Annotated in this window: 12 protein-coding genes; all 12 read left to right on the forward strand. The window is 40.9% G+C overall.

Annotation, left to right across the window (positions count from 1 at the left end; all coding sequences use genetic code 11):
* Window positions 1-8 precede the first annotated feature (8 nt).
* The 12 genes from tagH to N8M93_RS10990 all read left to right on the forward strand — a co-directional run bounded on the left by tagH (window position 9) and on the right by N8M93_RS10990 (window position 14,518).
* Window positions 9-815 carry a teichoic acids export ABC transporter ATP-binding subunit TagH gene (gene tagH, locus N8M93_RS10935; protein WP_261131773.1) on the forward strand — a complete coding sequence of 269 codons (807 nt, stop codon included), beginning with the start codon at window positions 9-11 and terminating at the stop codon, window positions 813-815.
* Between the two features lie 222 nt (window positions 816-1,037).
* Window positions 1,038-2,096, forward strand: coding sequence for an acyltransferase family protein (locus tag N8M93_RS10940; protein WP_261131774.1), 1,059 nt, complete (start codon window positions 1,038-1,040; stop codon window positions 2,094-2,096).
* Between the two features lie 322 nt (window positions 2,097-2,418).
* The gene (locus N8M93_RS10945) at window positions 2,419-3,189 is read left to right on the forward strand and encodes a WecB/TagA/CpsF family glycosyltransferase (protein WP_261131775.1); all 771 of its coding nucleotides are present in this window, start codon (window positions 2,419-2,421) and stop codon (window positions 3,187-3,189) included.
* Window positions 3,190-3,505: 316 nt separating this feature from the next.
* Window positions 3,506-4,570, forward strand: coding sequence for a glycosyltransferase family 4 protein (locus N8M93_RS10950; RefSeq protein WP_261131776.1), 1,065 nt, complete (start codon window positions 3,506-3,508; stop codon window positions 4,568-4,570).
* Between the two features lie 456 nt (window positions 4,571-5,026).
* Entirely contained in the window at window positions 5,027-6,298 is a 1,272-nt protein-coding gene (locus tag N8M93_RS10955) for a glycosyltransferase (RefSeq protein WP_261131777.1), read from the forward strand.
* A complete protein-coding gene (locus tag N8M93_RS10960) occupies window positions 6,288-7,622 on the forward strand; it encodes a flippase (RefSeq protein ID WP_261131779.1) in 1,335 nt (444 codons plus the stop codon). The genes N8M93_RS10955 and N8M93_RS10960 overlap by 11 nt, the downstream gene beginning before the upstream one ends.
* A 15-nt stretch (window positions 7,623-7,637) precedes the next feature.
* Window positions 7,638-8,558 carry an NAD-dependent epimerase/dehydratase family protein gene (locus N8M93_RS10965; RefSeq protein ID WP_261131780.1) on the forward strand — a complete coding sequence of 307 codons (921 nt, stop codon included), beginning with the start codon at window positions 7,638-7,640 and terminating at the stop codon, window positions 8,556-8,558.
* The gene (locus N8M93_RS10970; RefSeq protein WP_261131995.1) at window positions 8,552-9,604 is read left to right on the forward strand and encodes a Gfo/Idh/MocA family protein; all 1,053 of its coding nucleotides are present in this window, start codon (window positions 8,552-8,554) and stop codon (window positions 9,602-9,604) included. Before N8M93_RS10965 ends, N8M93_RS10970 begins: the two co-directional genes overlap by 7 nt.
* Before the next feature lie 18 nt (window positions 9,605-9,622).
* Window positions 9,623-10,963: a nucleotide sugar dehydrogenase gene (locus N8M93_RS10975; protein ID WP_261131781.1), complete on the forward strand. Its 1,341-nt coding sequence runs from the start codon at window positions 9,623-9,625 to the stop codon at window positions 10,961-10,963.
* Window positions 10,964-10,979: 16 nt separating this feature from the next.
* The gene (gene wecB / locus N8M93_RS10980) at window positions 10,980-12,032 is read left to right on the forward strand and encodes a non-hydrolyzing UDP-N-acetylglucosamine 2-epimerase (protein WP_261131782.1); all 1,053 of its coding nucleotides are present in this window, start codon (window positions 10,980-10,982) and stop codon (window positions 12,030-12,032) included.
* Between the two features lie 115 nt (window positions 12,033-12,147).
* Window positions 12,148-13,395, forward strand: a complete 1,248-nt coding sequence (locus N8M93_RS10985) for a glycosyltransferase family 4 protein (RefSeq protein ID WP_261131783.1) — start codon at window positions 12,148-12,150, stop codon at window positions 13,393-13,395.
* Complete coding sequence (locus N8M93_RS10990) at window positions 13,340-14,518, forward strand: glycosyltransferase family 4 protein (protein ID WP_261131784.1); 1,179 nt, start codon at window positions 13,340-13,342, stop codon at window positions 14,516-14,518. The genes N8M93_RS10985 and N8M93_RS10990 overlap by 56 nt, the downstream gene beginning before the upstream one ends.
* The last annotated feature ends 7 nt before the right edge of the window (window positions 14,519-14,525 follow it).

The raw sequence follows: 14,525 nt of genomic DNA on the forward strand, positions 1-14,525 counted from the left end.
GAATCAATATGGAAAAAGCGATTATCGTCAAAGACGTTTCGAAAAAATACAAATTATATAAGAAGTCTTCAGAGAAAATTTTGGATTTGCTTACACCTAAAAGCTATGGTGAAGATTTTTATGCTTTAAATCATGTGGATTTTGAGGCTGATAAAGGTGATGTTGTAGGGTTTGTCGGAATCAACGGTTCTGGAAAATCGACATTATCAAACATCATTGCGGGGATCGTCCCGGAAACAACCGGTTCTGTGACTTTGAATGGACAAGCAGCATTGATTGCGGTTGCTTCAGGTTTGAAAGGTGATCTGACTGGTAGAGAAAATATCGAGCTCAAATGTCTTATGCTTGGATTCTCCAAAAAAGAGATTCAAGAAATGGAAGAGGATATCATTGAGTTTGCAGAATTAGAGAAATTTATTGATCAACCAGTAAAATCCTATTCAAGCGGAATGAAATCACGTTTAGGTTTTGCGATTTCAGTAAATATCGACCCTGATATCCTGATCATTGATGAAGCATTATCTGTAGGAGATAAAGCGTTTGCGGAAAAATCCCTGGAAAAGATGAAAGAATTCAAAGCGAAAGGGAAAACGATGATTTTTGTAAGCCACTCAATTGGTCAGATGAAAAAATTCTGTGAAAAAATCCTGTGGCTTGAATTTGGAACCGTCAAAGATTTCGGTCCAGTAGATGAAGTGTTACCGAAATATGAAGAATTTCTAAAGAAATATAAAAAAATGTCTAAAAAAGAGAAGAAAAAGTATAGAAAAGAAGCGACCAAAAAGAATGCTGAGCTAAAAACAGCTACAATTTGAATGAAGAACCTTGACTACAACTTTAAGTCAAGGTTCTTTATTTGTTTAAGTAAGTACTTTAAGCAAGTAAAAATTTTCCTCGTAAAGATTTTACTTTGTAAAGATTTCGTTATGATTTGGATAATTGCGTTGCGGTACTAGAATCAATTTGTTAAAGTAACCTAGTATGATAAAAATTCGACAAAATTCGACAAACTTGATTTTAGTTCGTAGGTGATAAAAATGATAAAGGAATGGAACCTATTACGCTTTGTTGCTTGCTTGAGTATTGTCTTTCTTCATAGTACTACTCAAACAGGGATATCTGCGGGTTATCCGCAAACTGAATTTTATAACCTGGCCCGACTGTTATTGTGCTACGCTACTCCAACATTCATTGTCTTATCAGAAATTATTTTGGCAAACCGTTATCCGGATCGTTTGGGAGAGGAGTTTTTCAGTAAACGAATAAAGTGGATCTATTTTCCCTTTGTTTCGTTCGCGATTATTGATGCACTGGTCACGTTCAATTTGAGCGGCACGATCCAGTTGAAGGATAAAGTTCTTGATAACGTTTTGTTCGGTATGTTTGAGGGCTATTTTGTGTTGATCATCCTGCAATTTTACATCTTGCATTTTTTAGTCATTAAGTTCAATATTCCGATGAAGATTTTACTTCCGATCAGTTATGTCGTAATGTTTGCTCACCTGCACTTTTTGAATTACTCTGAGTTAGCGTTCATAAAGGATAACCGGCATTATTTGAAATTGCCGTTTACAGCCTGGTTTGGTTATTTCACTACAGGCTATTTGATTGGACGGCATTATAAAAAGGTCATTGATTTCTCAAGAAAATATAAATGGTATATTCTAACCGGCCTATTGGTGGCTGTGTATTTCATCGCAATGAATTATAAATTCGGTTTTACAAGTGTTAATTCTAAACGGTTTGATTTATTCCCATTTGTCATCTTAGGTAGTCTGGCGATTCTTACGTTTGGAAAATTCGTTCCTAACTCGAAAATTATTAATACAATCAGTAATTATTCATTCGGAATCTATTTATTACACTGGCAAGTCCAGCGATATGTGGGTCCTTATACAGCAAGCTTTTTCGAGCATACAAGTACACGTGTGATCGGATTGTTCATTATCAGCCTCATACTATCTATGCTGATTATTAAATCCATATCTCTATTACCATTTGGATCATATATAGTCGGCAACATTAAGAGAAAAAACAAATCTGTACGTATTCCTGAATCTCAGTATGGTTCAGTAAACCATACGGTATCAAGATAAAGTGAAAGTGCTGGTTTCTAATATGATTGAAGCCAGCTCTTTTTTATGTTGATTTTTTACGAAATTCACTCCCTTTCCACGGGCGATCCGCAAGCCTCCTCACGAGTTCCTTGCTGCGGAGTCTCGCTTAGGTCTTTTTTCCGTTGGAGTGTCGCAAATTTCGCTCCAATCAAACTAAGTCGTATGGAAAAGAAGTGGAAAAAAATGCATGTTAGATTTTTTGTATATGACAATTTCACCTAAAATCTTTACATATCATTAATAATTGTCGATAATTACAATTAGAGTTAGTACGCCAAAAAGTACATTTAGGTGATGTTCAATGCAAAATACAGCGAAAATTAATATACAAGATGAGCAAAGTGTAGAGATTCTGGATGTTCCTTTTGTGAAAGCAACACAGAATCAATTTATAGAGACTCTCCACACTCATGTCAAAAGGAAAGAAAAGAAGTTTGTCATTACAGCAAATCCAGAAATTGTGATGCAGACTTTTAAAGATGAATCATTTAAACAGATTGTTCAACAGAGTTCTTATGTTACTCCAGATGGAATTGGAATCATCATCGCTTCCAAGATGTTGAAGAAGCCTATTCCTGAAAGGGTTACAGGTTTTGAAACAATGATAGGATTACTTGAGAGGGCCGGGAAGAATCATCATTCTGTTTACTTTATAGGTGCGAAAGACACAACTATGAAAAAAGCAGTAAAAAACGTACATGCCAGATTTCCAGGCTTACGGGTAGTTGGTTTTCGGAACGGGTATTTTTCGAATAAGGAAAGCAAAAAAATCCGTGATGATATCAAACAGCTTCAACCTGATATGGTTTTTGTAGGTTTAGGCTGTCCGAGACAAGAAAAATGGATTTTCGAAAACTTTTCGCACTTCCAGAAGGGTATCTTTATGGGAGTAGGAGGAAGTTTCGATGTATTATCCGGTGAAGTGGCAAGGGCTCCGCATCTGATGAGGAAACTCCACCTCGAGTGGTTTTATAGACTTCTGAGTCAGCCGTGGCGTTTAAAAAGGATGTTGGAAATCCCTAAGTTTCTACTAAAGGTTTTCAAAGAAAAGATTGCGACCAGTACTCATTAATTTTTTATCATTACTTCAAAGTGTAGAGGGACAGAATGTTTTTCTGCACTTTTTTAAAGACTTATTTTATTTCCAATCTTTACTTGAAAAGGAAAGGCTTTTTTCCTACATCAAACAGTTTCTACTTTCAAAGAATAAGGATTGTGAACTGTAAAAATAGGGAATATCGTCAGTAACGATCAGTGTGTTTCGAAGTGTTTAATTAGTTTTAATAAATTGAATTATAATCTTTACAATCTTTACTGAATAGAGAATTGATTTTCAATAATTATATGATACGCTTACCTAGAATGTTTTTGAAAAGGAGATCCAGTTTATGGACCAGAACATGATCATAGCACTGATGACTTCATTTATAACCGTACTGATCATTACTCCATTCGTCATAAAATTCGCTCATAAAATAGGGGCAACAGATAAACCGAATAATCGGAAAGTCCATCAAAAAGTGATGCCGCGTTTAGGTGGGCTGGCGATATTTATCGGATGTACTGCTGGATACTTTGCTGGGGGTCTCTATAAAGAGCAAATGACCGGGATTCTGATAGGGGCTTTTTTAATCATCGTTTTAGGAATCCTGGATGATATTTTGGAATTATCAGCTATCGTGAAGCTTTTAGGGCAATTGATCGCTGCAACCCTTGTCGTTTCGACAGGTTTGACGATAAATGTCCTAAGTGTCCCATTCCTTGTTGAAAATTATGAACTTGGAATATGGTCGTATCCGATTTCCGTATTGTGGATTGTTGCCATTACGAATGCGATCAATCTGATTGATGGATTAGACGGACTGGCTGCAGGTATATCTTTGATTGGAATTGCAACGATAGCATTTATGGCAGGGGCTGCTGGTAAAGGACTGATTATGACCTTAGCCTTGATCTTGATTGGAAGTATCATCGGTTTTCTCTTTTACAACTTCCATCCAGCAAAGATTTTCATGGGTGATACCGGAGCATTGTTCTTAGGGTATGCAATTGCAATCCTATCGCTCTTAGGGCTATATAAAAGTGTGACCTTGTTCAGTTTTCTCGTACCGATTCTTATCCTTGGGGTCCCGATTTTTGATACGTCATTTGCTATAATACGGCGGATTGTTAATAAAAAGCCGATTTCAGCACCAGATAAGTCACATTTGCATCATCGTATTTTAGCTCTTGGTTTATCGCACAGGAATACTGTATTAGTCATTTATGCATTCGGAATCATTTTCAGCCTTTGTGCAGTACTTGTGACAGAGACGACGTTGATCGGGTCTTTGTTGATCTTATTCGGTTTATTCATTGCGTTTCAGCTCGTTGCTGAAACCGTTGGCCTTGTAAGTGATCGATATAAACCGTTTCTCCGGTTTTATCGAAAAGTCATTAAAAGCAGACAATAATTATGTTCATATAAGGGGTTGACTCAATAAGCTTGGCTCTTCAATGTTTTGGAGCTGCAGGCTTTGGGTCAGCTCCTTTTTATTATGCGAATTTTACTTTTATAGGGGAGTGAAGCCGACTTGTATGGAAGGACCACTTTTTCCAGGACGAAAACTTTTAACGGACACAGGAGACCTTATTTAGCCGATTTTGGCCATAATTATAAAAATAGCGGACACCAGGGACCTTATTTTGTGATTATCATACAAAATAAGTGGCTTTATTCACATATAAGGTCTCTCATGTCCGTTAGCATTCTGAAATATGGCTTTTTGATACAAATAACGGCTCTCATGTCCGTTAAACTTTCCACGCAGATATTCAACTATTAAAAGTAATAGTGCTTCTTTCTTTTTGGTATAAAAACTGGAACACTGAGCTAAAAATGAAACTAATGAAGAGATGAGGTATTTTACATGAATTCAACATTGATTGTTTTAACACAGAATTTTCCATATTTACCTGGCGAGCATTTTTTTGAAACGGAATTGCATTACCTAAAGAAAGATTTCAATGAAATCATAATATCCCCTGTTGCTTATAAACCTGAAAACGAACAAAGAGAAGTGCCTGAAAATGTACATGTAAAACCATTGAGACGAAACGTGACGTCGGTAAAAGCTCTTACATATTTACGAAGGCTGACTGTATTGTCTGATTCTCAAGCTATGAAATGGTTCAATGAGGAGTTCGGCTCAGCTCGAAAACATGGCTCAAAAGGTGTTTTGAAGCTGATCAATTGGTTGAGTCTAGCCGTCAATATACGAAAGCAAATTGAACAGAATTATATGAAAAACAACACAAACCTTTCAGAGTGTGTTTTTTACTCGTATTGGTTCAGCCCTGCGGCCATTGCACTCGGAATGCTGAAGGAAAAATATGGGGAAGCTATTAAAGGTGTTTCCAGAGCACATGGGGGAGATCTCTATGCTTATAGACATACACCTCCGTACCTTCCATTACAAGGAAAGACTATTACGAACCTTTACGAGCTTTACACGATTTCAGCTGATGGGAAACATTATTTACAAAATCAATATCCTGAGTTAATTCCATCTAAACTTTCGGTTAGTAGACTGGGAACCGTCGGGGGAGAGCAAATCAGTCCCCGGAATATAGATGAGCAACTGCACATCGTTACTTGCTCTTATATGGTCGAGGTGAAACGGCTTGACCTGCTTATTGAATCGCTGAGTCGAACAACGGTGAACGTGAAGTGGACGCATATAGGAAATGGTCCTTTATGGGATCAGCTTAATGAACTCGCAGCAGAAAAACTTCCACCTAATGTGGAGTGGGAGTTTCTTGGGTTTATGAATAATGCTCAAATCCGAGCGTACTATCAACATACCCCGGTTGATGTATTCATGAACGTGAGTGCGAGCGAAGGAGTCCCAGTTTCAATCATGGAAGCGTTCAGCTACGGGATCCCTGTAGTGGCAACAGATGTTGGAGGTACGTCCGAACTGGTCAATGATCAGAACGGAAAACTGTTGGAGAAGGATGCCTCACCAGAACAAATTGCGGAGGCAATCGAGGCGTTTGCTGCTATGTCGGAACTTGATTATGATTCAGCAAGTAAACATGCGTATGAAATGTGGGATGAGAATTATAATGCTGAGAAAAATTACGCTGAATTTTCCAGGCAGCTAGTCCTATTAGGAGGAAACCAACAACATGAAGGCTAGGAATAGCTTTGCGAAAAACAGTTTCATCACGATTACGCGACAATTCACCAGTATCCTTCTTGGGATGTTGCTATTGATCGTACTCGCAAGATTTCTTGGCCCATCAGGACAAGGTCAATATACACTCGTCATTTTATTGCCCCAGCTGTTGATGACATTTTTGAATCTAGGGGTCAATACATCGACGATCTATTATGTGAGTCGTGACGAGATCGACGTTGATTCCGCAGTAAAGAATAATTTATATATTGGTATTTTCTTAAGTTTTGTTTCGATTCTGATTGGAATGGTGATTGCACTCTTTTTTTCAGATCGATTTTTTGAAGAAGCGTCAACGACATTTTTGTTAGTGAGCTTGATTGCATTGCCATTCATGTTTTTGAATATCTATTTTCAGACCGTATTCCAGGGTTTACAGCAATTCGGTGTGTTCAATACGATTTTGATCATTACGCAATTAGGTACACTATTTTTTGTTTGCTTATTCATCATTGTTTTGGATTATGGACTCACTGGAGCTGTCGTCGCCTTTATTTTAGGGCATTTGATCACGACAGTTTCAATTGTTTATATCCTTTATGCCAAGTTCGGCTTCAGGTATAAAAGTGGAGTTTTCAATCTTGCCTATTTCAAAAAATCAGTCTTGTTTGGATTGAAAGCTCATATAAGTAACGTGATGTCCTTTTTAAATTATCGAATCGACCTTCTCTTGTTAGGGTACTTTCTGAACCCTGCAGCGGTAGGGGTTTATGTGACAGCAGTGAACATTGGAGAGCGGATCTCGATTTTATCGCAATCACTATCGACGGTCCTGCTACCTCGGATTGCATCCGTTGATGATGAAAGGGACCGCAATCGCGTTACATCGATCCTGACGAGAAACTTTCTAGTCTTTGTACTTCTTTTGACCATTGGTGTTTTTTTCTTCGCCGATTGGGTGATCGAATTGTTATTCGGGGCTCAATATGAAAAAAGTTCTGGCTTATTGAAATGGCTAATCCCCGGAGTAGCGGCATTATCGATCGACAGGCTCTTATCAAATGATATCGCCGGACGTGGAAAACCTGAAGTGAACATGTATGTTTCACTTTTCAATGTTTTATTCAACGTCGGGTTGAACATCTATTTGATACCTATTCATGGTGTGGTCGGGGCTGCGGTTGCGACTACAGCCACTTATATTTTAAGCCTTATTATCAAAATCTATTTATATAAGAAAGTGACAAGTTCGAATTATCGAAGTTTCCTTTTGATACAAAGGGAGGATCTTCATCTCTATTCGAATTTGTTCAAGCAATTGAAAACGAAAATGGCTGACAGATAATCGGAGGTTTTCTGAATGAAGGTCTTAATAACAGGCGGAGCAGGCTTCATAGGAACATACACGAAGGATCTTTTGAAGGAAAAAGGGCATCAGGTTTTGATCGTGGACAATTTGTCTACAGGCAACCCCGACAATATTGAACAGGATGACACTTTCTATAAAGGTGACATCCAGAACCTTTGCGATCTGAAAGGGGTAGACGACATTGATGTCATCATACACCTTGCAGCTCAGATTCAAGTCCCTGTCTCTGTTCAAGACCCGATGTTCGATATGGAACAGAACATTGCTGGAACCATCAAAGTAGTAGAATTCGCGAAAAAAGCAAATGTTAAGAAGGTAATTTTCGCATCATCGGCAGCTGTTTACGGTGACAATGATCAATTACCGATAAAGGAAGAAAGTATTCTAGAACCGATGTCACCGTATGGCATTTCAAAAATGACAGCTGAAAAATATGTCGAGATTTTATGCGGTATGTATGGTATCGATTTCGTCATTCTACGCTATGCCAATGTGTTCGGAGCAAAGCAGACCGCGAAAGGTGAGGGTGGCGTAATCAAGATTTTCTACGATCTTCTTAATGAAGGGAAGACCCCGAAAATCGAAGGAGACGGAAATCAGACAAGAGATTTCATCTATGTAGAAGATATTGCGCGGGCTCATTTATATGCACTAGACACGCCAAGCGGGACGTATAACCTGAGCACGAACACTGAAATCACGATTAACGAACTATGCAAACACATGATTGATGCGATGGGGAGAAATGTCACCCCTGAGCATATCGCAGCTCGTAAAGGCGACATTTACCGGAGCTGTCTCGATAACTCTAAATTCAAAAAAGCTTCAGGGTGGGTACCAGTCTATTCCGTTGAAGCTGGAATCAACAGCATGATAAACGAACTTGATCATAAAGGAGTTAACGAATCATGAATTTCGCTATTGTAGGATGCGGACATATTGCCAAGAAGCACGCAGAAGCTATCAACAAAAGTGAGGAAGCATCATTGTATGCGGTTTGTGACACTGTCCAGGAAAAGATGGTTCCTTTCTTTGAAGAATACGGTGTAAAAGGATTTTTAAGCTTGGATGAACTGTTAGAACAAGAAGAGGTTGACGTCATCAATATTTGTACGCCAAGCGGGTTTCATGCCGATATTGCGGTCAAAGCAGCTCAAGCTGGAAAGCACATTGTCGTTGAAAAACCAATTGCGTTGACACTGGAGGATGCCAACAGAATCATTTCTGCCTGTAAGGAGTACGGCGTAAAGTTGTCCGTAGTGCATCCGAATCGCTTTCGACCGGTCATCATGGAAACAAGAAAATTGATGGATGAAAATAAATTCGGGAAATTGAGTCATGCCAATGCAACTGTCCGTTGGAACCGAAATCAGGCTTATTACGACCAGGCGCCCTGGCGTGGGACAAGAGCATTGGATGGCGGAGTCCTCATGAACCAGGCGATACACAATCTGGACTTGCTTATCTGGCTGATGGGCGAAGTCGATGAAGTGTTCAGTATGGGTGCGACACGGCTCCGAGATATTGAGTCGGAGGATGTTTCCTTAGGTATTGTCCGCTTCAAAAATGGCGCACTAGGTGTCATTGAAGCAGCGACGACCATTTATCCGAGAAACCTGGAAGAGACACTGAGTATCTTCGGTGAATCTGGAACCCTGAAAATTGGAGGGACCACAGCCAATCTGATCGAGCATATCAATGTTGAAGGCATTGATGATCAGGTTTCAAATGATCTTATCGATCGCGTCAAATCGGATCCGTTTGGAAAACCAGGGCATCAATGGATCATTGAAGATATGGTCGAAGCGATCAAGGATAACCGGGAACCGATTGTTACAGGAAAAGACGGAAAGAACGCGTTAGCATTAGTCATTGCTCTTTATGAATCTGCAGACAATAATCGTCCAGTTAAATTACTTGAAGAGTCTGCTGACACCAATAGACCAATCAAACTATAAGAAATGAGGGATTGTCCCATGGCTATTTCAGAAAAGGCAATTTTAAATCAAAGCGCAAGTTCTCTGTTAGATAAAATCCTCAGTAAAAAAGCAACAATCGGAGTCGTTGGACTCGGATATGTAGGGCTGCCGCTTGCAGTAGAAAAAGCGAAGGCAGGATATGATGTCATCGGTTTCGATATCCAAAAGAAACGGACAGATATGGTGAACCTCGGTGTGAACTATATCGGGGATGTCGTGGATGAAGAGCTCGTCAAATATACGCAAAACGGGAAGATCAAAGCGACGACGGATTATTCATTGATCAAGGAAGTGGATGCTGTAGCGATCTGTGTACCGACACCTCTTGACACGTACCAGCAACCAGATACTTCTTATGTAGAAAGCTCAGGTAAGGAGATCGCGAAACATCTGCATCCGGAAATGCTCATTGTTCTTGAAAGTACGACATATCCGGGAACCACAGAAGAAGTGTTGAAGCCGATTTTAGAAAGTACAGGCCTGGTTTGTGGGGAGCATATATTCATCGCCTATTCCCCTGAACGTGTCGATCCTGGAAACAAAGTCTATAACACGAAAAACACGCCGAAAGTGGTTGGTGGCATCACGCCGTCCTGTACGAAGATTGCGGCCGCCCTTTATCGCAATGTGCTTGAAGGGGATGTCCATGAAGTCTCAAGTCCTTCTATCGCAGAAATGGAAAAGATCCTTGAGAACACCTTCAGACATCTGAATATCGCACTGGCCAATGAAATGGCGATCCTTTGTAACAAGATGGGGATCGATGTGTGGGAAGTCATCAACGCCGCTGCTACGAAACCTTATGGGTTTATGGCGTTTTATCCAGGACCTGGACTCGGCGGACATTGTATTCCGATTGATCCGTTCTACCTAACCTGGAAAGCGCGTGAATACAACTATCACACCCGGTTGATCGAAATCGCTGGAGAAATCAACAACAGCATGCCTGAATTCGTACTGGAACGTTCGATGCAAATTTTAAATAAAGAGAAAAAGCCATTGAATGGATCTCGGGTGGTCGTGCTGGGTGTCGCCTATAAAAAAGATATTGATGATGTGAGGGAATCACCAGTACTGGAGATCCTCGAAAAGCTCGATGAACAAGGTGCGGACTATTTAGTGGTGGATCCTCATGTGAAATCATTCAAGCTTGGCGAAAAAATCATCGAGCCTGTGTCGTTATCAGAAGACATACTGCACGAAGCGGATCTCGTTCTTCTGACGACTGACCATAGTCAATTCGATTATGAGATGATCGGCAAACTGAGCCCGGTCATTTTCGATACACGTAACGCTTTGAAAGAGTATACTAAGCCTGAAAAGTACTACAAGTTGTAATAATGGGAGCAATCACATGAAATTCATTACGATTTTAGGTGCAAGACCACAGTTCATTAAAGCTGCGCCTGTATCGCGGGAACTGAGGAAACAGCATACAGAGCTGATCGTGCATACAGGCCAGCACTATGATAAAAACATGTCGGATATTTTCTTCAAGGAATTGAACATCCCGAAGCCGGATTACAATTTGGAAATCGGAAGTTCCTCGCATGGAAAGCAGACAGGCCGGATGTTGGAAAAAATCGAGGACATCCTTCTTACGGAAACCCCGGACTATCTACTGGTTTATGGGGATACGAATTCCACATTAGCTGGCGCGCTTGCGGCTTGTAAGTTGCACATCCCTGTCGTCCATGTTGAAGCTGGCTTGCGCAGTTTTAATAAGAGGATGCCAGAAGAGATCAATCGGATCATGACGGACCATGTTTCGGAGTACTTGTTTTGTCCAACCGAGACAGCGGTCAAGAATTTGGAAAACGAAAATGTGGATGCAAAGATCATCAATGTCGGTGATGTCATGTATGATGCGGTCGAATATAACCGGCAGCTCGCGGAAACACAGTCTCGAATTTTAAAAGACCAACAGATTGAATCAGGTTCATATCATTTGCTCACCGTTCATCGAGCTGAAAACACGGATGATCCGATCAAGCTATCCAATATTTTAGAAGCTTTTGCACAAATAGAAGAAATGAAGGTGTGGCCGCTCCATCCACGAACGAAAAATAAAATATCGGAGTATGGCCTTGAACTTTCTGCAATCCCGAATTTGAAGATCATCGAGCCGGTCGGCTATCTTGATATGCTCAAGCTGGAATCGAATGCGAAAAAGATCTTGACTGATTCAGGTGGTGTGCAGAAAGAAGCCTATTTCGTTCAAGTGCCTTGTGTCACGATGCGAGAACAGACCGAGTGGGTCGAGACGTTGGAAGATGATGCAAACATTCTAGTCGGAACCAATACAAACGAAATTGTGCAAGCAGTGTTAAAAGAAGTTGAACCATCCTATAAGCCTTATTTCGGATCAGCAGATGCAGCAGAGAAGATCGTTGATGAGCTGACATAGACCTATTTTAGTATAAATACTTTTCAATATTAGGGCAACAAAGGCTCAGCCTGCGCTAGAGCATGGCTTTACTAGGTTTTCTTTAAAAGTCACTCGACAAAGTGAGGGAGAAGAAATGCGAATCATCCTATTAAGTGAAAACTTTCCACCAGAAGTTGGCGCACCACAGATCAGACTTTATGAGGTAGGAAAAGAATTGATCGCACGCGGACATCAAGTAGAGGTATTGACAGCATTCCCTCATCACCCGCATGGTGAAATTCCTGAAGAATACAAGGGTAAGTTTTATCAGTTTGAGAACTATGAAGGAATTCCAGTACATCGGACGTGGATCTATCCGTCTCCAAAAGGGAGTTTCTTACGCAGACTTGCATCTTATTTTTCTTTTACATTCAGTGCCTTTTATTCTGTGTTCAAGGCAAAGCCTGCAGACGTCATCATTTGCACGTCGCCGCCCTTGTTTTTGGGAATCACCGGGTATCTCGCTTCCAAATTGAAGCGGGCCAAATTCATCTTCAATGTGGCGGATATTTGGCCAGAATCAGCTGTGGAGCTGGGCATTTTGAAAAATGAAACGTGTATCCGATTTGCTGAAAAGCTTGAACGATTTTTATATAAAAAAGCCTGGAAAATTGCGACCGCAACAGAAGGGATCAAGGAGTACATGCTTAAGCAGGGCAAAGACGAAGAGGATGTCTTCTTGCTGCCTAATGGTGTAAATACCGACCAATTCACGCCTGGAAATGTAAATATTGAAAAGCTTGAATCACTGAACTTGAGCGGGAAAAAGGTCTTCACTTTCGCAGGAAGAATGGGTTATGCTCAGGCGTTGGATTCCGTTTTGAAGGCCGCGAAATTGGTTCAGGATCGACAATTGGATCATATCGCGTTCCTATTTATTGGTGATGGACCTGAAAAACAAAAAATCGTTGAAATGGCGAAGCAAATGGATTTGCGGAATGTCACGTTCCATGATCCTGTGCCAGTCAGTGAGATGCCTGATGTTTATGCAATTTCGGATTTCTGCCTCGTAACTTTGAAAAACATTGATTTGTTCAAAGGGGCTCGACCTTCTAAAATTTTCCCAGCGTTATCTTCCGGTGTTCCGGTTATTTTTTCAGGTGTAGGAGAAAGTGAAGAACTGATCACACAAAACAAGTGCGGGATCATCTCTGAACCCGAGAACCCTGAAGATCTTGCAGAAAAAGTGATTGAATGTGCGGAGATGAGTGAAGAGAACTATGAAGAACTCTCCTGGAATGGACGGCGATTCGTAGAACGGGAATATTCGTGGAGAAGTATCGTCGATGACCTGGAGGAAAATATTAAAGAAGAACCAGTTGAACTATTTGAAAGTTGTTGATCCAATGAAGATTTGTCATATAACCTCCGTCCATTCGGGACGGGACACCCGAATCGTCATCAAAGAGTGCCAATCCTTGGCGAAAGCCGGGCATGACGTAAGCTACATCGTCCCGAAAGAAGAAAACCGAACAGAATATGGGGTCAAGATTGTTGGCGTGTCATCTAGTCCACGGCATCCGGTTGAGCGGATTTTAAAAACGACACGATCCGTTTTCGAAGCGGCGAAATCAGTGGATGCAGATGTGTACCATTTTCACGATCCAGAGCTTATTCCAATCGGAATGAAGTTGAAAAAGCTAGGGAAAAAAGTGATCTATGATGTCCACGAGGATGTGCCGGAACAGATTTTATCGAAGCAATGGATTCCGAAAAGAGTCCGGAAACTGATGTCGAAAGCTTTTGCACGATATGAGAAGAAAGCTTCAAGAAAGTTTGATGCTGTCATAACCGCAACGCCTTATATCATGGAGAAATTCCGTCCCTTTAACCCAAATACAGTGACGATCCATAACTATCCGATTCTTCGTGAACTTATCGATGAGGAAAATTCAGGGATGGCTAGTATGGAAAGCGGCAAGGTCGTCTACCTCGGGGGGATTTATCGCTTACGAGGAATTGTCGAGATGATCAACGCTTTGGAGTGGGTCAATCAAGTCCGTCCAGCTGAACTGGTGCTTGGTGGCACTTTTGCGCCGCCTGCTCTCGAAGATGAGGTAAAGCAGTTATCTGGATGGAAACATGTCGATTACAGAGGCTTTTTATCACGTGAGGAAGTGAAACAGACGCTTGCTGAATCGCAGGTCGGATTAGTTCTGCTCCATCCGGAACCTCGCTTTGTCGTTTCCTTGCCGATCAAAATGTTCGAGTATATGTCAGCAGGGTTACCGGTCATCGCCTCGAATTTTCCGCTTTGGAAGGAAATCGTCGAAAACAATGATTGCGGGATATGCGTCGATCCACTGGATGAAGCGGAAGTCTCAAAAGCGATTCTCGAATTATTGGGTGACCCAGAGCGCTGCAGGCAAATGGGGGAGAACGGCCGAAAAGCTGTTGCAGAGAAATACAATTGGGAAAAAGAGAGTGAAAGATTGCTCGAAGTATATAACAATTTAAATGATTGAAATGAGG

Origin of the sequence: Bacillus sp. Marseille-Q3570 (assembly GCF_946151055.1) — a bacterium.
Taxonomy (GTDB): Bacteria; Bacillota; Bacilli; order Bacillales; family Fictibacillaceae; genus Pseudalkalibacillus.